This window comes from Rhizobium etli 8C-3, from assembly GCF_001908375.1.
Classification (GTDB): Bacteria; Pseudomonadota; Alphaproteobacteria; order Rhizobiales; family Rhizobiaceae; genus Rhizobium; species Rhizobium etli_B.
The window spans coordinates 3707613-3732500 of sequence record NZ_CP017241.1; the positions used below are offsets into that span (position 1 = coordinate 3707613).

General features: G+C 58.8%; 22 protein-coding genes, 2 tRNA genes, 3 rRNA genes and 2 pseudogenes (1 of these 29 cut by a window edge). 8 read left to right on the top strand and 21 right to left on the bottom strand.

Going from position 1 to position 24888, the window contains the following annotated elements:
• Positions 1–2: 2 nt before the first annotated feature.
• Positions 3–2171 (top strand): glycosyltransferase family 2 protein, encoded by a 2169-nt coding sequence (locus AM571_RS18305; protein ID WP_074062628.1) that lies wholly within the window; start codon positions 3–5, stop codon positions 2169–2171.
• Entirely contained in the window at positions 2168–3487 is a 1320-nt protein-coding gene (locus AM571_RS18310) for a glycosyltransferase family 4 protein (protein WP_074062629.1), read from the top strand. The genes AM571_RS18305 and AM571_RS18310 overlap by 4 nt, the downstream gene beginning before the upstream one ends.
• A 243-nt stretch (positions 3488–3730) precedes the next feature.
• On the opposite strand, the gene AM571_RS18315 is transcribed toward AM571_RS18310, so the two are convergent.
• Positions 3731–4687 carry a hypothetical protein gene (locus tag AM571_RS18315; protein WP_074063346.1) on the bottom strand — a complete coding sequence of 319 codons (957 nt, stop codon included), beginning with the start codon at positions 4685–4687 and terminating at the stop codon, positions 3731–3733.
• 935 nt (positions 4688–5622) lie between these two features.
• On the opposite strand from AM571_RS18315, the gene AM571_RS18320 reads away from it, so the two are divergent.
• Positions 5623–6105: a BA14K family protein gene (locus AM571_RS18320; RefSeq protein WP_074062630.1), complete on the top strand. Its 483-nt coding sequence runs from the start codon at positions 5623–5625 to the stop codon at positions 6103–6105.
• A 205-nt stretch (positions 6106–6310) separates the two neighbouring features.
• On the opposite strand, the gene AM571_RS18325 is transcribed toward AM571_RS18320, so the two are convergent.
• The 9 genes from AM571_RS18325 to AM571_RS18365 all read right to left on the bottom strand — a co-directional run bounded on the left by AM571_RS18325 (position 6311) and on the right by AM571_RS18365 (position 14174).
• Positions 6311–6382, bottom strand: a tRNA-Met gene (locus AM571_RS18325).
• A gap of 94 nt (positions 6383–6476) precedes the next feature.
• Positions 6477–6590: ribosomal RNA gene (rrf, locus tag AM571_RS18330) — 5S ribosomal RNA — on the bottom strand.
• Between the two features lie 219 nt (positions 6591–6809).
• Positions 6810–7817, bottom strand: a complete 1008-nt coding sequence (locus AM571_RS18335; RefSeq protein WP_074062631.1) for a ScyD/ScyE family protein — start codon at positions 7815–7817, stop codon at positions 6810–6812.
• Entirely contained in the window at positions 7796–8536 is a 741-nt protein-coding gene (locus AM571_RS18340) for a formylglycine-generating enzyme family protein (RefSeq protein WP_074062632.1), read from the bottom strand. Before AM571_RS18340 ends, AM571_RS18335 begins: the two co-directional genes overlap by 22 nt.
• Positions 8537–8552: 16 nt before the next feature.
• Entirely contained in the window at positions 8553–9614 is a 1062-nt protein-coding gene (locus AM571_RS18345; RefSeq protein ID WP_074062633.1) for an ABC transporter ATP-binding protein, read from the bottom strand.
• Positions 9615–9619: 5 nt separating this feature from the next.
• Positions 9620–10489 carry a carbohydrate ABC transporter permease gene (locus AM571_RS18350; RefSeq protein WP_074062634.1) on the bottom strand — a complete coding sequence of 290 codons (870 nt, stop codon included), beginning with the start codon at positions 10487–10489 and terminating at the stop codon, positions 9620–9622.
• Positions 10490–10491: 2 nt separating this feature from the next.
• Positions 10492–11415 carry a carbohydrate ABC transporter permease gene (locus AM571_RS18355; RefSeq protein ID WP_074062635.1) on the bottom strand — a complete coding sequence of 308 codons (924 nt, stop codon included), beginning with the start codon at positions 11413–11415 and terminating at the stop codon, positions 10492–10494.
• A gap of 147 nt (positions 11416–11562) precedes the next feature.
• A complete protein-coding gene (locus tag AM571_RS18360; RefSeq protein WP_074062636.1) occupies positions 11563–12822 on the bottom strand; it encodes an ABC transporter substrate-binding protein in 1260 nt (419 codons plus the stop codon).
• Between the two features lie 749 nt (positions 12823–13571).
• A complete protein-coding gene (locus tag AM571_RS18365) occupies positions 13572–14174 on the bottom strand; it encodes a TetR/AcrR family transcriptional regulator (protein WP_074062637.1) in 603 nt (200 codons plus the stop codon).
• Between the two features lie 55 nt (positions 14175–14229).
• Here AM571_RS18365 and AM571_RS18370 point away from each other — a divergent pair, with 55 nt between their 5' ends.
• The 4 genes from AM571_RS18370 to AM571_RS18385 all read left to right on the top strand — a co-directional run bounded on the left by AM571_RS18370 (position 14230) and on the right by AM571_RS18385 (position 16464).
• On the top strand, positions 14230–14679 hold the full coding sequence (locus AM571_RS18370; RefSeq protein WP_074063347.1) for a VOC family protein: 450 nt from the start codon (positions 14230–14232) through the stop codon (positions 14677–14679).
• Entirely contained in the window at positions 14676–15158 is a 483-nt protein-coding gene (locus AM571_RS18375; RefSeq protein WP_237358508.1) for a cupin domain-containing protein, read from the top strand. Before AM571_RS18370 ends, AM571_RS18375 begins: the two co-directional genes overlap by 4 nt.
• A 136-nt stretch (positions 15159–15294) precedes the next feature.
• A complete protein-coding gene (locus AM571_RS18380; protein WP_237358509.1) occupies positions 15295–15909 on the top strand; it encodes a DUF3299 domain-containing protein in 615 nt (204 codons plus the stop codon).
• A gap of 48 nt (positions 15910–15957) precedes the next feature.
• Positions 15958–16464, top strand: a complete 507-nt coding sequence (locus AM571_RS18385) for a PLP-dependent transferase (protein WP_237358510.1) — start codon at positions 15958–15960, stop codon at positions 16462–16464.
• A 170-nt stretch (positions 16465–16634) separates the two neighbouring features.
• On the opposite strand, the gene AM571_RS18395 is transcribed toward AM571_RS18385, so the two are convergent.
• From AM571_RS18395 to AM571_RS18405, 3 genes are read right to left on the bottom strand one after another with little or no spacing between them, the layout of a single operon-like run.
• A complete protein-coding gene (locus AM571_RS18395) occupies positions 16635–17045 on the bottom strand; it encodes a hypothetical protein (RefSeq protein WP_237358511.1) in 411 nt (136 codons plus the stop codon).
• 4 nt (positions 17046–17049) lie between these two features.
• Complete coding sequence (locus AM571_RS18400; RefSeq protein WP_074062638.1) at positions 17050–17493, bottom strand: type II toxin-antitoxin system VapC family toxin; 444 nt, start codon at positions 17491–17493, stop codon at positions 17050–17052.
• The gene (locus AM571_RS18405) at positions 17490–17792 is read right to left on the bottom strand and encodes a hypothetical protein (RefSeq protein ID WP_074062639.1); all 303 of its coding nucleotides are present in this window, start codon (positions 17790–17792) and stop codon (positions 17490–17492) included. Before AM571_RS18405 ends, AM571_RS18400 begins: the two co-directional genes overlap by 4 nt.
• 226 nt (positions 17793–18018) lie before the next feature.
• On the opposite strand from AM571_RS18405, the pseudogene AM571_RS38405 reads away from it, so the two are divergent.
• A pseudogene (locus tag AM571_RS38405) lies at positions 18019–18602 on the top strand (recombinase family protein); the annotation flags it as partial.
• Positions 18603–18881: 279 nt separating this feature from the next.
• On the opposite strand, the gene tnpC reads toward AM571_RS38405, so the two are convergent.
• From tnpC to AM571_RS18450, 8 genes and pseudogenes are all read right to left on the bottom strand, one after another.
• The gene (tnpC, locus tag AM571_RS18420; protein ID WP_074062276.1) at positions 18882–20480 is read right to left on the bottom strand and encodes an IS66 family transposase; all 1599 of its coding nucleotides are present in this window, start codon (positions 20478–20480) and stop codon (positions 18882–18884) included.
• A gap of 74 nt (positions 20481–20554) precedes the next feature.
• Positions 20555–20899: an IS66 family insertion sequence element accessory protein TnpB gene (tnpB, locus tag AM571_RS18425; protein ID WP_074062277.1), complete on the bottom strand. Its 345-nt coding sequence runs from the start codon at positions 20897–20899 to the stop codon at positions 20555–20557.
• Positions 20896–21054 carry a hypothetical protein gene (locus AM571_RS37465; protein WP_237358504.1) on the bottom strand — a complete coding sequence of 53 codons (159 nt, stop codon included), beginning with the start codon at positions 21052–21054 and terminating at the stop codon, positions 20896–20898. The genes tnpB and AM571_RS37465 overlap by 4 nt, the downstream gene beginning before the upstream one ends.
• Before the next feature lie 42 nt (positions 21055–21096).
• A pseudogene (locus AM571_RS38410) lies at positions 21097–21282 on the bottom strand (transposase); the annotation flags it as partial.
• A gap of 243 nt (positions 21283–21525) precedes the next feature.
• The gene (locus AM571_RS18435) at positions 21526–22896 is read right to left on the bottom strand and encodes an IS1182 family transposase (RefSeq protein ID WP_074063104.1); all 1371 of its coding nucleotides are present in this window, start codon (positions 22894–22896) and stop codon (positions 21526–21528) included.
• 84 nt (positions 22897–22980) lie between these two features.
• Positions 22981–23057: transfer RNA gene (locus tag AM571_RS18440), tRNA-Met, on the bottom strand.
• Positions 23058–23142: 85 nt separating this feature from the next.
• Positions 23143–23257: ribosomal RNA gene (rrf, locus tag AM571_RS18445) — 5S ribosomal RNA — on the bottom strand.
• Positions 23258–23383: 126 nt separating this feature from the next.
• Positions 23384–24888, bottom strand: a 23S ribosomal RNA gene (locus AM571_RS18450); it runs 1449 nt beyond the window's last position.

The following is a 24888-nucleotide window of genomic DNA, read 5'->3' on the forward strand; positions in this document are numbered from 1 at the left end:
CAATGCGTTTTGGAAGGGTTATCGGTTGCCGCGTCGACGAGACAACCTGGCTGATCATCGGCCTCGGCCGTGTCACGGCCGGCGACGTGGTGGTCGGCCTCGGTGAGGATCAAGCAGTCACGTCAAGCTTGTTTGTCTCGGAATGGCGATTGGCCGCATCCTCACCGCGGGCCAAGCACGGCTTCGCGGCGCTCCTTCCGGATGTGGGGACGGACCTGGCCATGACCACGATCCGGTTCGGAGAGGAGGAGACGGGCGCACGCTACGTCTTTGCGCCCCGACTTGCCTCCCCGGAGGAAGCAGCCGCGCTTGTGGTCGAGTCCGCGGGATCTCAGTCAGCCGCGGTCGTCGACCAGCTCGTGGACGCTCTGATGGTCGGCAATGTCACCCGCCGCAAACTTCTGACCATAGCGGCGCTTTTGCAGTCGGCCCACGCCAGCGATGGGTTTATCGAGTTGATTGGTGAGAGCCATGATGGCGCGACATTCCTGCAGGGCTGGAGCCGCGCCATGGCGCCGGGGCCTTGCCGGGTATCCGTGGTCGGCAACGTAACACCGGTGGTCGCGGAGTGCGGTATCGCCATCTTTCCTCGCCCGGACGCTCCCGATGGCGCCTCTGGTTTTGTCGGCCTACTCGAGTCCAGCCAGGCTGCCCGCGGCCTCGACATCGAAGGTCTGGTCTTTCGGGGGCGCGCCGGTTGGAGGTATGTTGCGGTCCACCCTCGAAAGCGCATCGCCGGCCCTCTGGAAACGCCCGAACATATCAGGTCGATTCTGCTGCGGACCCATGGCGCGCCGGACGTGCTCCTGTCCCTGCGAGCAGCCGCCAACAGTTTTGAGGGCAAAGAAACCGTCTCCAGCCTGCCGTATCCCGTCCGGATGGGTATAGACAGCACATTTGAGGCCGATGGAGGAAACCTTCTCGTCTCCGGCTGGCTTTATGACCCCGACGGCCACGTCGCAACGGTAAGACTGCGTCGAGGAGATGCCGCCGCTGGCCTCGACGAACGCTGGGCGCGCTTCGATCGCCCCGATGTCACGGACAGTTTCAACGACCAGCAGCACTTCACGCCGAGCTTTCGGAGCGAACAGAGCGCGCATGGCTTCATCGCCCACGCCCGATTGCCGAATGAAGATCCTGGTGCGCCCCTCTACTTCGAACTAACCCTGCACGATTCGCGCCGTGCGTTTCTGCCAGTGAAACCAACGCGGGTTTCTGCGCGCTTGGCGGCATTGCGCCAGATCGGCTCCATCGATCCGGCAAACTGTGCGCTGCCGGCGATAGTCGATTCACAAATTGTCCCGTTCCTCGGACAATCCGGAAGGTTTACGCCGGTTATCGAGACAACCCTCGATGCCGGCTCCTTCGATGAGGAAAACAGCCCGCCAATCGTCATCGGCGCCGGGGAGGGCGAGGAGGACATTTCCCCGCTGCTGGCCTTGCTTGCGCTCGATCCGGAGACGCGGCACACGCCGATCGTGATCGCAATGCCCGCGGAGCGGTTTCGCAGGCAGGTTGCTCGCCTCAGGGAACTCGCGCGGTTCTATAGCCTTTCGGCCAGACTGGTATCGGTGAAGGGAACAGGCGACGTCCACGACATGCTGGAAGCCGGCACGCAAGCACTCTCCTGTGAAACGGTCGTGTCGCTCTCCGCTTCACTGATCCCGCGCGGGAAAGGCTGGTATGGCAAGCTCTTGGCCACGGCCGCGACGCTCAAAGGAAGCATTGTCTCGCCCGTCCTGGTTTACGAGGACCATTCCATTCGCTGGGCCGGAAGCTGGATCGATGACGGCAACTGCGACGAACCGGTCGTGGGCCGCTTTGCTGGATATCCTCTCAAAGCGGTTGCCGAGATGAAGCTGACCCGTATCGCGGCGGCCTCGCTCGAGTGCTGCGTCATGCCTCGCGATGCCCTGTTGCGCGCCGGCGGCTTTTCCGGCGGCTATCTGGGCGCGCAGGAAAAGGGTCTGGATCTCGGCCTCCGTCTCAGCCGCTCCGGGTTTGACTCCTACTTGCTGCCATCGGTGCAGATGTGGGGCTGCGACGACGCAGGCAACGGTGATAGTCCAGCGATGGCGGCTCTGGTGGAAGAGATCGATCGAAAGATCTTCAAGAGCCAATGGTTGCCTATCCTCACCGTTGAAAAGCAACCCGAAAGGAGGCCCGCATGAGCGAGCAGCTTCGCGTCCTTGTCGTCTCGCATGCGCATCCGACGGTTTCGCTCGGTGGGGCGGAAATCGCCTCTTACAACCTGCATCGCGGCCTGAACGCATTGCCGAACGTGCAATCGGTTTACCTGGCCCGGGTCGGCCATCCGGTCCCGCGACATGCCTCGTCCGCGCTGATGAGCCTTCGCCTTGCCGAGGATGAGTTGCTGTTCCACGCGGACGACTACGACCATTTCTTTTTGTCCAATGGCGATACCCAGGCAATCAGCCGAGACCTGTTGCGTTTCGCACGCGATCTCAGGCCCCATGTCGTGCATTTCCATCACGTTCTGGGCATTGGCCTTGAAGCCCTCTATGCCCTTAGAGAAGCATTCCCGCACACGGCGATACTCGTCACGTTCCACGAGTACCTTTCGATCTGCCACAATCACGGGCAGATGGTAAGACGGCCTTCCGGTCAGCTCTGCGAAACAGCATCCCCCGTCGCCTGCCACGGCTGCTTTCCCGACATCCCCGTCTCACGCTTCCTGAAGCGAGAGCTGTTTGCGCGCGGGATGCTTGGCCTTGCCGACGCTTTCGTCTCCCCCAGCCGGTTTCTGGCGGAGCGCTACGTCGCATGGGGGATCGAAAAGGACAAGCTCAGCGTGATCGAGAACGGCATCACCGTAGAAACAGCTGCGCCCGCGCGAGAAGCCCAAGGTACAAGCCCGCGCCGCAACCGCTTTGCCTATTTCGGACAAATGACGCCGTTCAAGGGGGCCGACCTCCTGATCGACGCCGTTTCGCGCATCCCGAAGGAGATATGGGGCGAAGATTCCTGCCTGATGATCTTCGGCGGCAACCTCGAGCGACAGCCGATCGAATTCCAGGAGCGGATGAAGAAGCTCATCGCCGACGCAGGCCACCGCGTCCGTTTCTACGGCGCTTACCAGAACGCGGACCTGCCGCGTCTCATGCGTTCGGTCGACTGGGTGGTTATGCCGTCCGTCTGGTGGGAAAACTCGCCCATCGTGATCCAGGAGGCCCTGCTCCACCGTAGGCCGATGATCTGCTCCGACATCGGGGGGATGGCCGAGAAGGTGCGTGACGGAAAAGACGGCCTGCACTTTCGCGCAGGCAGCAGCCAGGACCTCGCGGACCGCATCGTCGAAGTCTTGGATGATAGTCAAATCTGGGAGCGGCTGCGCGTTTCCATGCGACAGCCCGCCGACCGCCTCGCCTGCGCGCAAGAACACGTCAAACTCTATCGCGCGCTGTTGCGGCGGAAGCTGGATGCGGCGATGACCGAGAGCCCCCCGCTTCTCGCGCACTCGCTTTAACGAGGCTGGCCCTGTGAAGCGCTGAAAGCGCTTCGACGAAGAGAGGTTCGATCAACCGAACTCTTGAGAAGCCGTTCGCAAGATCGCACGGAAGGCTCCCTACATGCACACGAAAGTCCGCAAGACCATCATCCCGCCGCCGGTTTGGAACAAGGATGCTGCCGGCAACCATAAGCGTTGGACCTGAAATAGCTGTCACTCTTCAGCAAGGCCATCTTGTCGAGTGGCTCGGCAACATTCGGATCACAATTGCGCGGCGTCCTCCGCCCCGAGGCGGCGCGCGATACGGCCGTCCAGTTCCGCTAACCGGCGGGCGAAACCAGGATTCTCCGGCTGATATGTCATGGCGTCCACAAGCATTGTGCGCGCCGTCGCAAGCTCACCGTCGAGAATGTGGCGGTTGGCCCGATGATAGAGGAAGTTTGCTCGCTCGACCGCAGAGAAAGCCGATCCGAAGCGTGCATGAAACCGGTCGGCCCAGGCCCGATGCCTGGTGATTGCCGTCATAGCGATCTGATAGGGACGCATCGGCGCCATGACTCGGGCTGCGCGAGCCAGAGCGCGTAGACGCGGAAGATCGTCTTCGCGGCAGGCGTCGATCAGCGACAGGGCGCGTACCGTTCCGGTGAACGCCCGAACGGTGCCATGGCCTGTCATGTGGACCGGCACGAGATGCGTCCTCGCCTGCAGCGTCGCGATGCGAACTGCGTGCTGGTGATCGACGGCGTGGAACGGATCGAAGAAGAGATAGGCCCGGCCAGTTGCGTGATCAGGCGCAATCCCCATGTTGGCGTGGAGGTCGGGCGAGAAATGGCGTGCAAACCTGCCATCGAAAGGAACGGCCTTCGGTTCGATCGAGGCCTGAGGGCAAAAAGCGATGGCAACGGCGGCGTTGAAGCGCCTTCGGTACCGCAACGCCGCGTAGCCGCCCTGCGAGTGCCCGTAAAGGATCCGCTCCGGTGCTGCGCGCAGGATGGGCGCAGTCGCCTCGACCGCCTTGACGACGCTCGCCGCCGGAAACCAGTTCGGCCGTCGGCTGATGAAGCCAAGCGCCGAAATGTCAGCTTTCTCGCAGAACCGCTGCCCCCAGAAGCGGCTGCCGTTCGCCTTCATTTCCATCTCATTAAAGGTGACGAGAAGATAGGGAGATGATCCTGAATGGTGTATCACCTCCAAATTCTCATCTGAAAATACGAGCATGCGGCGATCCATCAGCAATTACGGAAAAATATACTTCAATATTTGAAATATACTGTCGATAATGAAAATATGCGTAAAAACAGACTTGAAATCAACTCCGGATTTATACCCGGGCGTGACGTTATATTTCTTGATCGCTTACACCAGCCTACAGAAGAGGCCTATCGCGAGTGCTGCGTCGAGATGAACTGTGCAAGCGCTGCAAAACGCTCGGGGCTGTTAAGCCTCGTTCCCGTGGCAGAGCGGCGGTTCCGCCGCTCTCTTTGCCGTTTGATTCACCGCTAAAAGCCCTGCTGCGGAGATGCTTCTCAGCCGCATCGACGGCCGCGAGGCGGCGCGCCACCACGTCCTGATTTAGCCGCATGTAGAGTTTGGAGGAGTGCTTGACCGAGGGCCAGGTCGGCTCGTCGCTTCTAGGGGAGACCACGCGTTTTCCGGCCGCCAGAACGCACAAAGCCCGCCGTGTGGCGGGCTTTTTGTGTATCTGGTTGCGGGGCCTAAGACCACAGAGACTTGTAAATAACTCCACGTCGCGCCCAACACCGTAGGCTACCTACCATGTTTCTTGGCGAGATAATTCGAAATATATCAACTATGGCGCCAAAAGCAGACATTCGATTTTCGCCCGGAGCTCGGGCGTACTCGATCTGCCATTAAGCAGCCCACAGGTTTGACAGGCAGCGGATGAAGAGACGCTCGACTGCCCAGTCCAGGAGCCCGACGCTGACACCTCCGACAATGGCAGCTCCATGGAGAACGACGGGAGCGATATTGGTGGTGCCATCAGTATTTCCGGCATCAGCCTATGTACGAGATGAATGTGATAGCTGGCGGCAGCTACCCGCGTGGTCCACCTCCCATTATCATCGCCACGTTCATCTTAGGTTCATTCCAATCACCCCAAAATTACCCCGATGGAAAAAGTTGGTGACTGGATGAAAAAGACTGGTCCATTGTTAATCGCGATTGCTACGGTATTTTCTGGCGTGGCCCCAGCCCAAGCGATGCCTATTTCAGAGATACGGGTGACGGATTTGAGCGCTCTGGGCGTGGACTTGGTCCACCACAAGCCGGGTCACTACGGTGGCCCGCCGCACGCGCGCGGATACAATCGCTACAGCGGCACACGTTACAGCGCTGGTCCGCGATCAGGTTATTACAATGGCTACCGGGGTTATCGCTACAATCGAGATGGCTATCACCGGCATAGTGACGGTTGGTGGTATCCACTTGCAGCATTTGGAACAGGACTGATCATCGGCGGAGCGATTGCGTCGCCACCACGTCCGGCCTATTCGAACTCGAACTCGGCCCACGTTGACTGGTGCTACTCGCGCTATCGTTCGTATAGTGCCTACGACAACAGCTTCCAGCCCTACTATGGGCCTCGTCAGCCGTGCGTATCCCCGTATTATTGAAGCAGCTTCACTTATAAGCGCGCGTGCGATGGGTCCTGCCCACTCCGTAGCCCCGTTGCCGCTGGTAGCGGGGCTTCGGCATTTCAGATCGATTGAGCGGTATCGGGCGCAGGTGACCTTCGGGCCACAAAAGGACATCCGTCTGCGTCCGCTTTGGGCCGGAGAACGAACCCGCTGCGCGGGAGGGTGCCTGCGGTTGAGGTAGCGGGCACGGGCAGGATTTGAACCTGCGGCCTTCAGGTTATGAGCCTGACGCGCTACCGGGCTGCTCCACCCCGCGTTATTGTTATGAGCGGAAGGGACCGCGTTATTGGGCCGGCATTGTTTTTGGCCGTTTGTGTTGAGAAGATTTAGATTGTTGCGTTTAGCAGACCTGGCGGCGACCGACTCTCCCGCGTCTTGAGACGAAGTACCATGGGCGCTGGGGCGTTTCACGGCCGTGTTCGGAAAGGGAACGGGTGCAGCCACCCCGCCATAACCCCAGGTCAGCGAAGCGCAACGAATTGAGAAGCTGGATTTGAGCGAACTGGACAGGAGGTTTATGCTTCGCGTTTTCCGGCCGCCTGAACGCACAAAGCCCGCCGTGTGGCGGGCTTTTTGTGTATCTGGTTGCGGGGGCCTGAAACCACAGAGACTTGTATGGCCTTCTTCGGATGTAGGCACCGATAAGCAGCCCATGCCTCGAAGCACTTTCGCGACGGTGGTCAACGGGCAGCTTCGCGTGTCAGAAAATGGAGATTGCCGCCTAACTCGGAAACGACGAGCCCCCGGTCGTCCCAAACGAGGACGGACACTGGTCGCGTCAGGCCGTCGAGAATGATCTTTCGGTCGTGTGTCATTTTATTGAGCTCGAGCAACCGCCCGCTACCCTCCCGAAAACCTTCTTTTTGGTTATAGGTGCCGTGTTCGAGGACAAGCATCTCTCCATCATTGTCGAAAGCGATACTCACTGGCGCATTGAGTCCTTCGACGTCAAGCTGCGGCTTCAACGCATGGCCGGCTTCGGGAAGCGAAACGATCTTTCCAGCACCAGCAAGGAAAGGAAAGCCGCCGAACAACGCAATATAGAGGCGCCCGTCTCGAAGGGCGATGCCGGTCGGCACCGCGTCGACTTCGTAGCTGTTGCCTTCCGCGAACTCCGTCGGCGAAAGGCTGCGCAACCCCGTTGCCGCACCCGCCATGCGGCGGAATGTCATGAGCGTACTTTTCCGGCCGTCCGCCTGCAGCCGTTCGACGCTGTTTCGAGCGGAGTCGATCACGTAGTAGGTTCCGCCCGCCACGATGAAATCGAACGGATTCCAGAAATCGCTGCTGATGATACGGGCGTGACCGGCGGCGTCGATCGCAACAAGAGCGTGATCAAACGGACCCTCATCGGAATTGACCGGTGTCCACCCCTGGGCGACCACAAAGACATCGCCGGTCCGGACCACACGATAGGGACCGGTCGGGTCGCCGATCACGTCGAAGCCATGGGGAAATATCGGACCGAATGTGACAAGCTTGCCATCCACACCACGCCGGTAAAGCCGACCGCTGGCGAGGTCGCTGACGAGCAAGCCTCCGGCATCACGGGACAGGCCGGCGAAAGCGGCGCCCGGCATGTTAAAGGTCTCGAGCTTGTAGCCGGGCGCAACCGCCGGCTCGGCGCCAGCGCTGGCTGCTAGGGACAGGAGACCAGTGACAATAATCAAGGCGCAGAACGGACGCATCGGAAGCCACCATTGGCCGAGAACCGGAAGTCGGGATCATAGGCGAGGCGATAGGTCGTGGTAAGGTGATTGGGATCGCTGTTCCATGAGCCGCCGCGAAGCACGCGGTATAGCCCGCTGCTTCTTGCGACGGTCCCGCCTTCATACGGCGCATAGTAATCGTTAGTCCATTCCCAGACATTGCCGATCAGATTGAGTACGCCCTCTTTGCTCGCGCCGGCAGCAAAGGCCTCCGCAGGCGCAGTCATCACGTAGCCATCGCGCGCGTCGGCGGTGCAACAGGCATCCGCTCCGGAATTTGCCCGCATACTGCCGGGGCGCTCGGCGCCCCATGGAAACGCGCCGCCCTCTGGTCCTCGCGCTGCCCTCTCGTATTGCTGCTCCGACGGCAGAGCCAATCCGTAGTGGCGGCAAAAGGCATTGGCGTCTTCCCAGTTCACTCCGACGACCGGTCTGTCGTCCAATCCCAGGATCGGATGATTCGCGTAGAAGGCCGGACGGTGACCGCTGGCATGGATGAAGCGCCAATATTGCCGATTGGTGATCTCGGTACGATTAATCGCGAACGCTCGACCCTCCAGCGCGCGGCGCGGGCGTTCGTTTTCGGGGCCGTCGTCACGGCCAAAGACGAACGCGCCCGCTGGAATTTCAATCAGCGGATTTCCAATGATCGGGCCGACATCGGCAGCGGCCCCGCGGAATGCAAGGGTGACCGCCATCGCCGCCGCGCAAAGGCTAGAAGTCAACACGATCTTGCGTCTCTCCATCGAACAGAAACACCCGATCCGTGGCAACCTTGACGCCGATCTGCTGGTCGATCAGACCTATGAAATTCTTGTCGGCGCGCAAGGTCATGAGCTGGCCACCCAACCGCAGGCTGACAAGCGTGTTTTCGCCGGTGAGTTCCACCGAATAGATCGGCGCAACCAGGTTGATGTCCGGATCCGCGGCTTCGGTCGGATGGACGTCTTCCGAGCGGACACCGAGGACGGCGTGAGAGAGGTTTGCCTGGCCGATACCCCCCACCTTGAGGCCGGCACTAACGAATACGCCGTTCCTCACTTCCCCCGGAATCAGGTTCATCGGCGGCGAGCCTATAAATCCGGCAACGAAGAGGGTGCGCGGATCGTTGTAGATTTCTCGCGGCGTCCCGAGCTGCTCGATCACGCCCTTGTTCATCACTGCCACGCGGTGGGCAAGCGTCATGGCTTCTATCTGGTCGTGGGTGACGTAGATCGTCGTGACCTGCAGTTCATGTTGAAGGTGCTTCAGCTCGGCGCGCATCTGGGTGCGAAGCTTGGCATCGAGATTGGACAGCGGCTCGTCCATGAGAAAAACCCGTGGCGTACGGACGATGGCGCGAGCGAGAGCTACTCGCTGGCGCTGACCGCCGGAAAGTTCCTTCGGCAGACGTGACAACATCGAGTCGAGCTCCACACGCCGTGCGACTTCGGCTATCCGTCGCTTGCATTCAGCAGGTGGCACTTTGCGGATCTTCAGCGGGTAGCCGATATTGTCCTCAACGGTGAGGTGCGGATACAAAGCATATGACTGGAAGACCATTGCAACGTCGCGATACTTGGGCAAAACACCATTGATGCGGTCCGTATCGATGTAGATATCGCCCAGCGTTGCTTCCTCGAGACCCGCAACCATGCGCATAGTCGTTGTCTTGCCGCAACCGGAAGGTCCGAGCAAAACGAGAAACTCTTTGTCCCTGATCTCGAGGTTGAAATTTGTCACGGCGACGAATTCGCCGAACTTCTTGCAGACGTTTTTGAACGTGACGGACGCCATAGGATTCAACCTTTGACGGCGCCCAGAGACAATCCCCGGACGAGATGCTTCTGGACGATGAAGGCGAAGATGACGATTGGCACGCATGCCATGAACCCGGCCGCACTGATTTCGCCCCAATAGGTGTTGTACTGCGTTACGCGCCCGGCAATACCGATCGGCAGCGTCTGCGATTGCTCGGTCAGCGTAATGATGAGAGACAACAGAAACTCGTTCCACGAGATGATCAGACAGAAGATTGCAGTAGCCGCCAGCCCGGGCCGGGCGAGAGGCAACGCTACGTGAAGGAATGCGCCCCATCGCGTGTCGCCGTCAACGATCGCTGCCTCCTCCAGCTCGACCGGAAGATCCTGGAAATAGCTCTTCATCATCCACGTCGCGAAGGGCAGATTGAACGCGGTGTAGGCGACAATGAGAGCCGACTTCGTGTTGAGCATGTCGAAATAGTTGAAGAACAGATAGAGCGGAATGATGCTGACGATGGGCGGCATCATGCGCGTCGACAGGATCCAGAACGAAATCTGCTTCCGCCACTGCCACGGATAGCTGAACCGTGCCAGGGCGTAGCCCGCCATGGTGCCGAAGGTCACGGAAACCATGGTCGTTCCGACGGCGACAAGAAAGCTGTTCAGGGCGTAGCGCAGAAACGGTCGTTGGATGAACGCCTGGTCGTAGTGTTTCAGCGTCGGGTTTACGGGCAGCCACTCCGGCGGCACTGCGAAAATGTCGATATCAAACTTGAATGAGTTCGATGCAATCCAATAGATGGGAAAAAGTGTGACGACTAGCGCGACAAGGATCGTCAGATAGGCCGACAAGCGGATGAGCACCTCTTTGGTGCGGCTGCGCGCGTGTATGGTTTTTGCCATTGTCATGGTTAGTCCGCTAGCCGCATGCGTTTCATGAACCAAGTGCTCAGAATGATCGTCACAAACAGCACGAAAAGCGACATCGCCGCCGCGTAGCCGGGATCGGCGAAGCGGTAGGCGACCTGATAGATGTAAAGGCTCAAGACCTTGGTCCGGTCAGCCGGGCCTCCTCCCGTTAGGATGAAGACTAGATCGAAAAGACGCAGTGCATCCATGACACGCAGGAGCAAAGCAATCGCGATAACTGGCTTGAGGAAGGGCAGCGTCAAGTCCCGGAACTGCTGCCAGGACGAGGCGCCGTCGAGCGCGGCGGCCTCGTAGGGCTCAACCGGCAGGCTGGCCAATCCCGCCAACATCAGAAGGAATATGAACGGCGTCCATTGCCAGACATCAGCGACGATGATCGAGAACATCGCGAGGTTCACGTCCCCCGCCCATGCCTGCAATGGCAGACCAAGGCGGAACATGATTTCGTTTAGGACGCCGAATTGAGGCTCATAGATGAGCTTCCATGTGATGGCGACCGCGATCGGCGGCAGCATCATGGGGATCATCAGGACGGTCTTCAGAAAAGTCAGCCTGCGGATGAATTTATCGAGGAGCAGCGCTAGACCGAGACCAAGCAGGAATTCGGTCGCCACCGCCACGACTGTGAATATGGTGGTGTTCCATAGCGCGACATGAAATTGCGCGTCGGAAAGAAGCCGCGCGAAATTGCCGGCACCGACGAACTCCCAGGGCAGATCGGGATTCGGGCTGATTTTGTGAACCGCCGCATAGAACATGTAGACGCTGGGAAAGATCGTCAGCCCCAGCAGTATGAGGACCGTCGGCGCAAGCATGAGGAAGCGCAGGTGACGCTCTGCCCAACGCTCCAGACCACTACCCGGCCGGAACTCTGCAGTCGATGTGCCGCTTTCGGACGTCAACATTGCCCTCTTCCGTAGAGCGCCATCCCGGCTTGGGTCCGCAAACCCGGCTCCGCCTGGCGGCTAAACAGAGCGCCGCGTCCGATTGGACACGCTAAAGACGCTCTATCCCTTTGAACCTGCGCATAACCTTTCCGAAATCGTTATGCGCTAGTAAATGTTCGTAATCCGTGAGACCGCCTCCTGAGCATTCTTTAGGGCTTCTTCTGGTGTGACCGTGCCCGCGACGGCTTTGGAAAGCTCTATGCCGAAGGCATTTTCGATCTCCGGCCACTTCGGGTGACGCGGGCGGGGGGTCGAGGCCTGGATCGCCTCCATCAGCACTGGATAGTGTCGGAACTTCTCTTGCGAGGTCAGTTCGGGATCGGTGAAGACCGAGGTCCGGACAGGCGGATTGCCGCGTGTGGCGGAAATCTTTATCTGTTCGGCCGAGGTCGCCCACACCATGAAGTCGAAGGCTTCCTGCTTGTTCTTGGAAGCGGACATGATGCCCATGGTCCAGTGGCCGATTTCCGAGCTGCCCGGTTTGGTTCCAGCGGGAATGGGGCTGTAGGAGATCTTGCCAACCATCTTCGACTGGCTCGGATCTTCGAAGGTCGCAACCCAGTTCGGCCAGTTGATCGATGATGCAGCAGTACCGGCGGCTAGCGCCGTGCCGACCTCGTTGGCATTGTAGCTCTCCACGCCTTTCGGCGAGACGTCGCGCAGCGCCATGAATGTCTTCATGGCAGCGGCCCCTTCCGGCGTGTCGATCGTTACCTTGGTTCGGTCGGAGTTGAACATATCCGCGCCATAAGACCAGAAGATCGGCATGAAATCGGCAACCACGGGGTTGCCCTGACCGCCGCGGAAGACGTAGCCGAAATAACGGCCACCTCCGTTTTCGGTCAGCATCTTGCTCGCCTTCAGCACGTCATCCCAGGTCTTCGGGACATCAACGCCAGCTTCCTTGTACTTGGCAGCGTCATAAAAGAACATCTGGGCATTTCCTACATAGGGCAGACATACATAGGGTCCCGTATTATAGGGGTTGCGGCAGACCGCCAGCGACTTCGAAAGGAAATCGCTGTCCGGTCCTTCCATTCCGGCCTTCTTGAAGAAAGCCGTTAGATCCTCCAGATGTCCGTTCTCGGCAAAAAACGGAATCCACGGGTCGTCCATGAGGATGATATCGAAGACGCCGGACTTGGTGGCGCCGGCATTGGCGCCCTGCTCGAACACGTTGGCATAAGGCGCCTGAACGGCCTCCACCTTCGTGCCCTTCATCTTCGCGTAGTCTTCAGCGGCGGCCCTAAGGCCGTCGCCCTCGCTGCCCGAAGGTACGAGGATCGTGATGTCGGCCCACGCGACTCCGTTGATCGCGAGTGCGGACGTCGCAATAGCCAAGGTGAGAAACAATTTGCGAAGCATTGCACACCTCCCATTCCGAGCTGTTATCCAGAGGCCTTTCATAGGAGGCCTCGCCCTTTCCGGCATGGCGGAAAATGCTACTACGACGCCGGTGCGAACCACTTTCCGACAAACCGAAAGATCCCCCGCATCTCCTCCTGGAGCCGGGCGTTTTCCGGCGTTAATTTTATCACATCGAAAGCTATATTTAGAGAGCTTATATTAGCATTCTGTGGACTTTCGCCTTAGCAATCAGGAAGGTTTGGGAACTAGGTTCTGGTTTCCTGGTGCTGGGTTGCGCCATTGTTCCCACGGGCAACTCATCGCTTGCGATGTGCTAGGCCCGAACGCAAGAAGGCCCTCCACGATGGTAGGGCCTTCTTGTTGATATAGTTCGTAAATTCTGGTTGCGGGGGCGTGATTGCACCGAGACTTGCATTGAACGCAGCTCACATTTTGATTTGACACGCCGTTTCTCTTTTAGCGCATCAGCGCTTTAGAAAGCGCTGATCTGGAGAGGCTCTTTGCCGCGTCCCCTGGTGATTGAGCAGCGCGAACGTTCCATCTGCAGGGTTCCAAGATACTCCGGATCGAAAATCCCAAGCCCACCCTCACGTTCGATGAGCAGACACAGGTTAAACTGGGATTAACCAAGAGTATTTGATTTTCTGCATCGGCGCTTCGGCTCGATGTTGCTGACACCCGTGATGGGGCTGAAGCGCTCGATCTTTAAGGGGGCGACGCCCTCCAAGCATCTCTTTTCATATTACCTATCGCTCGGGCCTAGCCACGACCTCCAGCGCAATCGCGACGATGCTGTCGGCGAAGCCCGCGTCGAGTGAGCGATGTCCGACGAGCAGCCGGTAGAAGACGGGTCCGTAAATCATGTCAAGCAGCACTTCGAGGTCTTGCTGCAGCACAATCTCTCCCTGCGCGGCCGCCTCGAGCAACAAGGCACGACCGGCCTCGCGACTCGAGAGGATGACCTGGGTGCGGAAGGCCTTGGTAAATTCGCTTTCGGGGTCGGCGGCCGCGAGCGTCATGGCGATTTGGCGCCCTCTCGTCGTGGCAAAGGCCTGGATCAGCGATCGCATTTGCGCCGTAAGCGCGGATCGCAGATTTGTCCCGCCCTCTTCGAAGGCGCCCGGATCTCCGGACATCAAGGCGGCCATGGCGAGTTCGGAGGCGTTCGCCCAATGCCTGTAGATCGTCGGCTTGCCCACACCGGACCTCGCGGCAACCGCCTGGACGGTCAGATGGCCAAACCCGTCCTCGATCAGGATGTCGTGCGCTGCTTTCAGGATCCTCGCCCGCGCCAATTGGCTTGGCGGTCTTCCGCGCCGCTTCGGTGGGCTCATGTGCTCTTGACTCATTCAATTATGAAACGTAACGTAACGTAATCAAATGCTGACGACAAGGGGACCGCCCATGTCCACCTCGATTTCGTCTCTGACGCCCTATTTCATCGTCAAGAACGCTCGGGAGGCGATTGACTTCTATCGAAGCGCCTTCGACGCAGAGGAGCTTTTCCGTTTAACGGATCCCCGTGACGGTCGGATCGGCCACGCGGAACTCAAGATCGGTGAAAGCACCGTCATGATCGCCGACGAGTATCCCGATTTCGGCGCGTTGAGCCCCGATACGATCGGCGGCTCTCCTGTAACTTTCCACCTCGCAACTTTGTCGCTCGATGCCGATCTTGCCCGGGCCGTCGAGGCGGGGGCCGTCGTTCTGCGGGCAGCCGCAGATCAAGCCTATGGCGAGCGCGTCGCCATGGTCGTCGATCCTTTCGGCCATCGGTGGATGCTCTCGCAGAAGATCGAAGATGTCGCGGCTGAGGAAATACAGCGCCGCTGGAACGAGGAGACTGGGGCATGAACGCGGCGGGCGGCGATCGAACTGAAAGAGCCGGCATGGCTCCGTTGAAGAAGCGTTTAGGGAAGGACGGTCTGTCGGACCGCCGTCGCGACGTCATCCTTTTGCAGCCGGGAGAAGGGCGACACTATAGGCTTGGCCTGCTCACCGGCGTGTTCAAGGCCGACGAAGCCAAGACGGAGGCTGCCTATTCGGTGTCAGAATGGATCCTCGAGCCTGGCCTGAACGGTATCGGCGAGCACAGCCATGTCGCAAATGACGAGGTCTTTTATGTGCTCGAGGGTGTGCCCGAAATCCTCATCGGCAACTGCTGGCGGTACTGCACGCCGGGGACCTTCTTGCGAATACCTGCCGGCACGCTCCACGATTTCCGAAATACCGGAGAGGCGACCGCGAGGCTGCTCAATCTATTCATCCCCGGTGGGTTCGAGCGCAATATGCCCAGAATCTGCGCTTGGTTCTCTGACCAAGAAAAGCTTTAGGCGGCCGAAAAGCGGTTCTGGTACTCGCTCACCTTTCTCGCCTATCGGCTTGAGCCGGTCACGCAGGCGTTCATAGCGCCCTCAAAGCTGCGAGGAAACCGAGGTAGATCGGCCTCTATTCATCAATGCGGGCATCTTGAATCGGCTGCGTATTCGATCAATGGTGGTGCTCGCCTGTTGTATTCGGAGCGCAAGTATGATGTGCGATCATCCCCTCTTAAAGACCGCTGTATTTCTTTTTGGTTTCTCCTGCCTGTCTTCGGCTGCATTTGCAGGCGCTAAATCGATTTCATGGCGCGATTTGCGGCCGGATGACCAGCCGGATCGATCGGTACAATCGCTTGCTGCGATGGATCGGCCGGAAGCTGAAAGTCTTGCATGGCAAGAGGATGCACAGGCAGTCGAGCTAACGGGCTTCATCCTGCCGATCGATCAGGAAGGAGACTTGGTTTACGAGTTCATGCTCGTCCCGTGGGCCGGCGCATGCAGCCACAGCGCTTCGCCTGCGGCGAACCAACTCGTTCACGTATACCCCGAAGAGCCTTTCCGCATCGCTCGAGTTTACGAGGTAATCACCGTCACCGCGATGCTGCAACCCGGTTTTGACAGGGCCCAACTCTTCATCATGGATGGAACGCGCGTATTGGATTACGGCTACAGCATGCGCCGTGCCAGAGTGGCCAGAGCGACGAAAATAGCCGATCCAGATGTCCGCGCACTCCCACCCGGGAGCTTCTTGTCCCGGCGATAGCCGGTCAATGATATCGACCTGCATCGCCGTCTCAAGGATACGATGCGGATGATCGGGCTCGGTGTCTCACCAGATGACTGCGCGCTGGCCTTGCGCGGTATGGAGACGATGGGCGTTCGCCTTGCCCATTCCGGGCGAGTAGCCATCGAATTCGCCAAGCGGATCGAAAGCCGGGTTGCGCCAGGTCTTGTCCTTCATCCTGCATTGCCAGCCGCACCCGGACATGACGTCTGGAAGCGAGACTTTGCCGGAGCGAGCGGCGTGTTCAGCGTTGTCATTCCCGCCAACGCCGAAGAAGCCCTGCCAGACCTGCTAACAGCCGCGAAAACCTTCTCTATCGGCGCATCCTGGGGAGGAACCCACAGCCTGCTCGCACCGATGACCATCAGTCGCGCAGCCGATGAAAACGCGCATGCCGGGACAATTCTTCGAATCAGCATCGGCCTTGAGGATGAAGACGACCTTTGGGCGGACCTCGAACCGATAGTGGATCTCGTCGCGTCTGAACCGACGATCGCGAAAACGGGCTGTACCTACCCTGCTCAACAACAATAAAGGGAACGACAACATGAAAAACTGGAAGATTGCCACCGTGCCGCGGGTGTCGCGCTTGCGGCAACCGTCGCTCATGCGGGGCCGACTTTGGACAAGGTCAAAGCCCGTGGCCATATCGTCTGCGGCGCAAGCCAAGGCACCGTGGGCTTTGGCTCGCCGGATGACAAAGGCTACTGGACAGGCCTAGATGTCGAGACCTGTCGAGCGGTCGCGTTGCCATTTTCGGCGACAAGCCAGGCCTCGAACCCTAGCGTCGGCTCATCAAGAAAATCGGCCAGAGAAACGGCATCCTGCCGTGCCTTGATGATCGGGCCGATAGAGGCCGGCACGTCGGGAAGAGCCTCAATTGTCGCAAAGACGGCAATTTCGAGGTTCGCCATTGTCGTGCCACCCGCCGAAACCGACGTGCCGGAACCCGCCAGAACGACGAGGTTTTCCATCCGCAACCATTCGGAGATCAGCGCTTGGAGGCGAATGCGGCCTTGTTTCTGGTCGAGCCCAAGCAGAAGATCGCCGGCGTTGCCGTCTTCCGCCAAGCCAATGAGTTGATGCTCGATAGGTACAGGCGGCGCAGCCGTCATTATTCTATTCTCCCCCCTCCAAGCCGCCGCGCAGCGGATTTATGATCTGGAGCCCCATGAAGTCTTTTTCGTTGTCCGTCACCACAACGCAGTCATTTGCGCCTGCGACAGCCGCAATGATCATGTCGAGACCACCGCGGGGGCGGCCAGCCATCTTGCCCTCCGCCATGAGTCGCGCCCAGACCAAACCGGCTTTATCATCGAAGGACAGGATACGGCCGGCAAACAGCGCCTGCGGCCCCTCTGAACCCGCGAACCATGCGTCGAGGCTGTCACGCTTCTTGCCTCGCGGCTTTTCCAGAATACCGCGCCGAATTTCGGCGATTGTCAGCGAGGCAATAAACAGATTCTCGTCGCGCTGCTCGCCCATCCAGGCCAGAAGCGACTCCGACGGCTTTGGCTTTACGATGTTGCTGATGATGTTGGTGTCGAGAAGATAGCGCGTCACAGATTGACCTTGCGCCCCTCTTCACGGGGGCGGGAAAGGTCGAGTTCGGCGCCAACAAGGGGCGAGCGCCGCAAAGCGGTCAGGATATTTCCGGGTTTCGGCGGCTTGCCGCCGACGGCTGTCTTGACGGCCGAGCGGACGTGCTCCGCTTCCGGGCCTTCCTCAGCCAGGCGACGCGCAAGCGTGCGGATTAGTTCGCGGTCGGATTCAAGCGCCATGATCTCGAAGCGTGTGAGGCCTCGCTGCGTCAGGCGCGTGCGATAGTTCTGCGTGGCTCTTTTCTGTGCGGCATTGCCCATGGCTATCCTCCATTCTATGTCTGGATATATAGTCCAGATTTGCAGCGCCGACAAGTGAGGACAGGATGGCAGAGCGAGTTCCCGACGATCTCGGCAGGCCGGACCAACGTCAGTATTTTCCGTCTTCTGTGACGCGCTTCGCTACGTCAGATTTCGCCTGGACCGACGACGACGCGCCTAATGCCGCCGGATATTCACCTCTGATTACAGTTGCTTATGATTCAATTCGGGAGGCGGAAACGCCTATGGCTATGACGTGGTCAAGAAGTTTGACGGGAACGGCGATCCGGTCCGTGGTGACCGGACCATCAATGATTTTCAGGCTGATGTCATCCGCCGGATCTTCCGCGACTATGCAGCAGGAAAATCGGCCAAGCGGATTGCCTTCGAGTTGAACAAGGAGGCCATCCCCGCGCCGGGCGGTGGCGATTGGGGCTTCAGCACGATCAATGGCAACCCGAAACGCGGCAATGGCATCCTCAACAACAAGATGTATGTCGGCAAACTGATCTGGAACCGAACCGCCAGCGCTTCATAAAGGACCCGGACACGGGCAAACGCCAGGCCCGGATGAACCCTGAGGCGGAGTGGATTAAGGACGTGCCGAAGTTGCGCGTCCTTGATGACGATCTCTCGCAGGCCGTCAAGGAGAGTCAGAAAGCCGTCAAGCAGAACCGGAACGACGATAACGAGACCGAGAACCATTTCCGCAAGGACATCCGACGCGACCAGCTTGAGGCGGGCGTTCTCAACGCGCTTCGGCATCATCTGATGGAGCCGGAGCTGTTCAAGAAGTTCTGCGACGAATTCACCAGTGAGATGAACCGGCTCCGCATGGAAGGGCGAACTTCGATCGACGCAGCCGAAGCCGAGACGAATCGTTCCCCCATCGACTCCGCCGTTCCTCACCAGAATTTCCACACGCATCGCATACCTCGCCTTAGACACGTCGCTAGCGACGTCGCTAAAGACGTGTCTTACGCCATCACGCCGACATCCGGCAGGCGGTGACAATCGGGCGGTTACAAAGCAGTGGGCTATTCGTCGCGCTCACCAACACGAAGGTTTGTAAGCGGTGAACTGAGACCGTTACTTTTGAAAGTTCCAGGGCATGAGAGCGTCGATATCGCTGGCCGGCCATCCGGCCGCAATGCGTTGGAGTGTTTGCGTTAGCCAAGCGAGCGGATCAACATCGTTCATTTTGGCGGACTGAATAAGGGTTGAGATGGTCGCCCACGTCCGGCCGCCGCCGGCGTTACCCGCGAATAGACTATTTTTCCGAACGATTGCTTGGGGTCTGATAGCCCGTTCAACGATGTTGGAGTCTATCTCGATCCGTCCATCGTGAAGGAACTGTTCGAAGGCTTCACGCCGGTTGATGGCGTAGCGGATGGCCTCGGCGAGCTTGGATTTCCCAGAGATGCGAGGCAGCGTGTCTTGCCACAGCTTGTAGAGATCGGCAACCACGACCATGGACGCCTCCTGGCGGGCGGCAACACGCCGATCAGGGCTTTGTCCACGCACCTTTTCCTCGATCGCCCACAGCGCGCCCATCTTTTCGATCGTCGCCGTTGCCACTTTGGAACTGTCGCTCGTATGGAGTTCGTAAAACCGGCGGCGACTGTGCGCCCAACACCCAGCCAATAGCGCGCCGTCGTTTCCCCGGTCAGGTCGGGCGACGCGGTTGTAAGCAGTGTAGCCATCTATCTGCAGGATGCCACGATAGCCGTCGAGATGCCGAGCGACACAATCGCCGGATCGACTGTCTTCAAAACGATAGGCCACCATCGGCGGACCACTTCCGCCGAATGGCCGATCGTCCCTGGCATACGCCCATAGATACGCGGTTTTGGCCGATCCCGATCCTGGCACCAGCGTCGGCAATGTCGTTTCGTCGGCGAATATTCGCTCGCCTTGTTTGATCTGGTTGAAGGTGTAGTCCGCAAGGATCTCGAGCTCGAACCCGAGCTTGCCCATCCACCGTGCCATGATGCCGCGATCGACTTCGACATGGTCGCGCAGGAAGATTGCCTCCTGCCGATAAAGCGGCAAGCCATCGCCGTATTTCGAGACCGCGATATAGGCGAGCAGCGCTTCCGTTGGGATGCCGCTCTCGACGATGTGCGCCGGTGCCAAGGCCTGGATGACCCCGTCCTCGTCTTTGAAGGCATACTTCGGACGGTGGGTGACGATCACCCGGAACTTCGGTGGGATGACATCCAGCCGCTCGGAGGTATCTTCACCGATCAGGATCTTCGGTTTGCCGGCATGCTCAGGAAGCTCGTCCGGCTCGATCACCACATGGATACGTTCCAGATGCGGCGGGAAGCCCTTGCGTGGACGCGGCGCACGTTTCGCAGCGCCTGCACCTCTTCCTTTTTCGACTAATGCCTGGATGGCGGCAATGCCGGTCTCGATCTCCTCGAAGACAAACGCACCCTGCTCGTCGAGATCCGCGTCGATGTTCTTGCTCTGCTTCTCCGAGCGTCTTCCATAGCGGTAACGGTCGAAGGCTTTGAGGACCTGCTTCAGCTTGGCGATCTGCTCGTCGGCGTCCGCATTGCGAGCCTTGAGATCAGCGACTTCACTCTCCAGAGCGTCCGCGCGCGCAGCCTTCTCAGCCATCGCCAGGATCATGGCTTTCAGCGCATCAACGTCATCGGGAAGCTGCAGATCGGCTGGTGTCATGCCTGCAAATAGAGCACATTTTGCCGACGATTTCCCGCAGTTTTAGCCGCCTGATTCACTCTGCCGCAGGGCTTTTACCCAACAAGTTCCGGCCGTTTCACAGCAACGGTACGGACGCGTTTCCAGTCCATGCCGTCGATCAACGCCATCAATTGTGCGTGGTTGAGCTGCACCCTGGCATGGCCGATCTTCGGCCAAACGAACTGATTTTTTTCCAGCCGCTTCGAATACAGGCAAACACCGGAACCATCCCACCAGGCGATCTTAATTCTGTCTGCTCTTTTTGCACGGAAGACATAAAGCGAGCCGTTGAACGGATCATTACCGGCATCGCGCACCAGCGACAGAAGGCTATCTGGACCTTTGCGAAAGTCCACGGGGTGGCTTGCCAGAAACACCTTCGCACCGGCCGGGATCATGCGGAGCGCACCGCACGGATCACCCGAGCAAGATGAGCCTCATCGATCTCGGCACCCGTGCGGATTACCGCATCACCGATGATGATGTCGACTGCGGAAGATGGGAATGCTTGGGCAGCTTGCTGCCCCTTCTCGGCTTTCGACGGCAAAGACATGGCTTTCTGCCGGGCAATGCGACGCCACGTGAACAACTGTGACGGATCAACACCAAGTCGCCGTGCTACTGCCGAGACGCTCGCTCCAGGCTGCACCGTCTCGGCCACAGCCTGTGCCTTGAAGTCATTCGACCAATGTCGCCGCACTTGTCGCGGAGCTCCTTCCAATGGGCCGGCGACGGCCTCAATCATATGGAAGGTTCTATGATCAGACACAGTAGCAGACATAGAAGTTCACACCCGAGCTAATTCCTGGATCGCTCTGTCACGGATAAACCCGTTGACCTGCCATCACCAGATGGGGTGTATGCATCGCTTACGAAGGTTTCTGGCGCACAACGCAAAAACCCCTGCCTATGGCAGGGGTCAGACTGCTGACAAACCCGTCGATTTTTCGGCGGGTTTGTTTTGTTTTGGATAGCGGATTTTGGGTGGGGTTATGTTTGCGGGGCCGAAGAGGGGCTCGTGCCCTCACGCCAGGCTTGGTTTTGGAGCCTTTGTGAGTGCCATTGCGATCTTCTTGATGTTCTGGGCAACGGCGGCCAGTAGGCACTGGCATGCGACGCGGGTGAGACTTCGGAAGCGGGCATAGCGGTGGCCATGAAGCTGCTTGGCATCGGCAAACGAGCGTTCGACCGTCTCCTTTCGCCGCTTGTAGATGGCCCTGCCCCAAGGTGTCTTGCGGTGGTCGTCGGTCCGCTCGCGGGCGTCTTGCCAGACATGGCGGGTGATGGTGCGTGTCGCCGCGGCGTTAGTGGTGCAGGAAGCCAGCAACGGGCAATCGCCGCAGATGGCCGGATCGGAGCGGTAGTGCCGATAGCCGTTGCGGTCGGTGGTGGCATAGGTCAGGAGTTGGCCTTCGGGGCAGCGATAGCCGTCTGTCTCGGGCTCATAGTCAAACTTCGACTTGCGCATCATGCCGGGCTTGGGCGGGGTCGGATTGCGGTAGCCGGTGACGCCGAGAATGTCGCGGTCTTCGAGACCCTTGGCGATGCCGGACGTGGCATAGCCGGCATCCAGCCCGACAGCACCGACCTCGAAGTCGAAGCGCTGACGCTGGCGGTCCAGCCGGTCGAGATAGACGATACTGTCATGCACATTGGCGGGCGTGACATGGGTGTCGGTGATGATCGCAAGCTTGCCATCCACCGTGCGGTGATCGAGGTAGAAGAAGCCTTTCGGCTTGCCGTCGCGCACCATGTAGCCGCTGTCGGGATCGGTGCGCGACACCTTGGTTTCCTTCACCTCCGGCTGACGCTCCTTCTCCTTCAAAGGCTTTTGGCCATGCACTGCCCGCTCGACCTCAATCGCCTGGTCGAGATCGGCCCAGTAATCGGAGCGTGACTTCTCGATCATCTGAAGGTCGTATTTACCCTTGTTGGCGTTCGCCTTCAGATGCGTTGAATCCGTATAAAGCACCGTACCATCGACCAGCCCGTGGCCGATTGCCTGCTCAACGATATGATCAAAAATGTCCTGGGCGACCGAGGTGTCGTTGAAACGCCGGCGGCGGTTCTGCGACAGCGTCGAGGCGTCAAACACACCATCCGTCAGCTTCATCTGCAGAAACCAGCGATAGGCGACGTTGACCTCGATCTCGCGCACCAATTGACGCTCCGAGCGGATGCCGAACAGGTAGCCAATGAACAAAGCCTTGAACATCAAGGTCGGATCGAGCGGCGGCCGGCCGTTGTCGGCGCAATAAAGTCCGGCAACGCGGTCATGGATGAAAGAAAAGTCGATAACCGCATCGATCCTGCGAAGCAGATGATCCTTCGGCACCAGGCTGTCGAGCGTCACCATCTCAAGAGCCGTCTGGGTGGGGGCAGGTTTCTTCAACATGTCCCACAGAATCATAAAACCCCCAGCTAAGCCAGGGGTTTGTCAGCAGTCTGACCCCTGCCTATGGCAGGGGTTTTGCAAGTTTGGTTGCGGGGGCAGGATTTGAACCTGCGGCCTTCAGGTTATGAGCCTGACGAGCTACCGGGCTGCTCCACCCCGCGTTATTTTTGATCGGAAGGGACCGCGTTATTGGGCCGGTGTTTTGGCCGATTGTGTTGAGAAGATTTAGAATGTTGCGTTTAGCAGACCTGGCGGCGACCGACTCTCCCGCGTCTTGAGACGAAGTACCATGGGCGCTGGGGCGTTTCACGGCCGTGTTCGGAAAGGGAACGGGTGCAGCCACCCCGCCATAACCACCAGGTCAGCGAAGCGCAACGAATTGAGAAGCTGGATTTGGAGCGAACTGGAGAGAAGCTTTATGCTTCTGGTACCGGTTTGCTGGTTTTGAACACGTCCTGGCTCATATTGATGAGCATTGTCAATGAGAACGATCAAGCCGATCGAGCTATTAGTACCGGTAAGCTTCATGCATTGCTGCACTTCCACACCCGGCCTATCAACGTGGTCGTCTTCCACGGCTCTGATAGGGAACACTCGTTTTCAGGTGGGTTTCCCGCTTAGATGCCTTCAGCGGTTATCCCTTCCATATGTAGCTACCCTGCTATGCCCTTGGCAGGACAACAGGTCCACCAGAGATATGTCCATCCCGGTCCTCTCGTACTAGGGACAGATCCTGTCAATATTCCTACACCCACGGCAGATAGGGACCGAACTGTCTCACGACGTTCTGAACCCAGCTCACGTACCGCTTTAATTGGCGAACAGCCAAACCCTTGGGACCTGCTCCAGCCCCAGGATGCGATGAGCCGACATCGAGGTGCCAAACAACCCCGTCGATATGGACTCTTGGGGGTCATCAGCCTGTTATCCCCGGCGTACCTTTTATCCGTTGAGCGATGGCCCTTCCACGCGGGACCACCGGATCACTATGACCGACTTTCGTCTCTGCTCGACTTGTCAGTCTCGCAGTCAGGCGGGCTTATGCCATTGCACTCGACGACCGATTTCCGACCGGTCTGAGCCCACCATCGCGCGCCTCCGTTACTCTTTCGGAGGCGACCGCCCCAGTCAAACTACCCACCATACACTGTCCCGGATCCGGATAACGGACCGCGGTTAGACATCCATGTCGATAAGGGTGGTATTTCAAGGATGGCTCCACGGAAACTGGCGTCCCCGCTTCAAAGCCTACCACCTATCCTACACATGCCGACACGAATGCCAGTGTAAAGCTATAGTAAAGGTGCACGGGGTCTTTCCGTCTGACCGCAGGAACCCCGCATCTTCACGGGGAATTCAATTTCACTGAGTCTATGTTGGAGACAGCGGGGAAGTCGTTACGCCATTCGTGCAGGTCGGAACTTACCCGACAAGGAATTTCGCTACCTTAGGACCGTTATAGTTACGGCCGCCGTTTACTGGGGCTTCAGTTCAAAGCTTGCACCTCTCCCTTTAACCTTCCAGCACCGGGCAGGCGTCAGACCCTATACGTCGTATTGCTACTTCGCAGAGCCCTGTGTTTTTGATAAACAGTCGCTACCCCCTGGTCTGTGCCACCCCACCTTGGTTGCCCAAAATGGGGTCACGCTTCTTCCGAAGTTACGCGTGCAATTTGCCGAGTTCCTTCAACATAGTTCTCTCAAGCGCCTTGGTATACTCTACCTGACCACCTGTGTCGGTTTCGGGTACGGTCTATACGGTGGAGCTGTTTCCTGGAACCGCGTCCCTGCAAGATCAATCCAATAAGACCTTACAAGTTGAGCAATCCGTCACTACCACCAGGCCCACGAATATTAACGTGGTTCCCATCGACTACGCGTGTCCGCCTCGTCTTAGGGGCCGGCTAACCCTGCTCAGATTAACTTTAAGCAGGAACCCTTGGTCTTTCGGCGAGAGGGTCTCTCACCCTCTTTATCGTTACTCATGTCAACA

What these genes read in the sequence shown, in the direction of transcription:
- AM571_RS18305 (WP_074062628.1), top strand. Translation starts at nt 3, where the DNA reads ATGCGTTTTGGAAGGGTTATCGGTTGCCGCGTCGACGAGACAACCTGG.
- AM571_RS18310 (WP_074062629.1), top strand. Translation starts at nt 2,168, where the DNA reads ATGAGCGAGCAGCTTCGCGTCCTTGTCGTCTCGCATGCGCATCCGACG.
- AM571_RS18315 (WP_074063346.1), bottom strand. Translation starts at nt 4,687, where the DNA reads ATGCTCGTATTTTCAGATGAGAATTTGGAGGTGATACACCATTCAGGA.
- AM571_RS18320 (WP_074062630.1), top strand. Translation starts at nt 5,623, where the DNA reads ATGAAAAAGACTGGTCCATTGTTAATCGCGATTGCTACGGTATTTTCT.
- AM571_RS18335 (WP_074062631.1), bottom strand. Translation starts at nt 7,817, where the DNA reads ATGCGTCCGTTCTGCGCCTTGATTATTGTCACTGGTCTCCTGTCCCTA.
- AM571_RS18340 (WP_074062632.1), bottom strand. Translation starts at nt 8,536, where the DNA reads ATGGCGGTCACCCTTGCATTCCGCGGGGCCGCTGCCGATGTCGGCCCG.
- AM571_RS18345 (WP_074062633.1), bottom strand. Translation starts at nt 9,614, where the DNA reads ATGGCGTCCGTCACGTTCAAAAACGTCTGCAAGAAGTTCGGCGAATTC.
- AM571_RS18350 (WP_074062634.1), bottom strand. Translation starts at nt 10,489, where the DNA reads ATGACAATGGCAAAAACCATACACGCGCGCAGCCGCACCAAAGAGGTG.
- AM571_RS18355 (WP_074062635.1), bottom strand. Translation starts at nt 11,415, where the DNA reads ATGTTGACGTCCGAAAGCGGCACATCGACTGCAGAGTTCCGGCCGGGT.
- AM571_RS18360 (WP_074062636.1), bottom strand. Translation starts at nt 12,822, where the DNA reads ATGCTTCGCAAATTGTTTCTCACCTTGGCTATTGCGACGTCCGCACTC.
- AM571_RS18365 (WP_074062637.1), bottom strand. Translation starts at nt 14,174, where the DNA reads ATGAGTCAAGAGCACATGAGCCCACCGAAGCGGCGCGGAAGACCGCCA.
- AM571_RS18370 (WP_074063347.1), top strand. Translation starts at nt 14,230, where the DNA reads ATGTCCACCTCGATTTCGTCTCTGACGCCCTATTTCATCGTCAAGAAC.
- AM571_RS18375 (WP_237358508.1), top strand. Translation starts at nt 14,676, where the DNA reads ATGAACGCGGCGGGCGGCGATCGAACTGAAAGAGCCGGCATGGCTCCG.
- AM571_RS18385 (WP_237358510.1), top strand. Translation starts at nt 15,958, where the DNA reads ATGATCGGGCTCGGTGTCTCACCAGATGACTGCGCGCTGGCCTTGCGC.
- AM571_RS18395 (WP_237358511.1), bottom strand. Translation starts at nt 17,045, where the DNA reads ATGACGGCTGCGCCGCCTGTACCTATCGAGCATCAACTCATTGGCTTG.
- AM571_RS18405 (WP_074062639.1), bottom strand. Translation starts at nt 17,792, where the DNA reads ATGGGCAATGCCGCACAGAAAAGAGCCACGCAGAACTATCGCACGCGC.
- tnpC (WP_074062276.1), bottom strand. Translation starts at nt 20,480, where the DNA reads ATGACACCAGCCGATCTGCAGCTTCCCGATGACGTTGATGCGCTGAAA.
- tnpB (WP_074062277.1), bottom strand. Translation starts at nt 20,899, where the DNA reads ATGATCCCGGCCGGTGCGAAGGTGTTTCTGGCAAGCCACCCCGTGGAC.
- AM571_RS37465 (WP_237358504.1), bottom strand. Translation starts at nt 21,054, where the DNA reads ATGTCTTTGCCGTCGAAAGCCGAGAAGGGGCAGCAAGCTGCCCAAGCA.
- AM571_RS18435 (WP_074063104.1), bottom strand. Translation starts at nt 22,896, where the DNA reads ATGTTGAAGAAACCTGCCCCCACCCAGACGGCTCTTGAGATGGTGACG.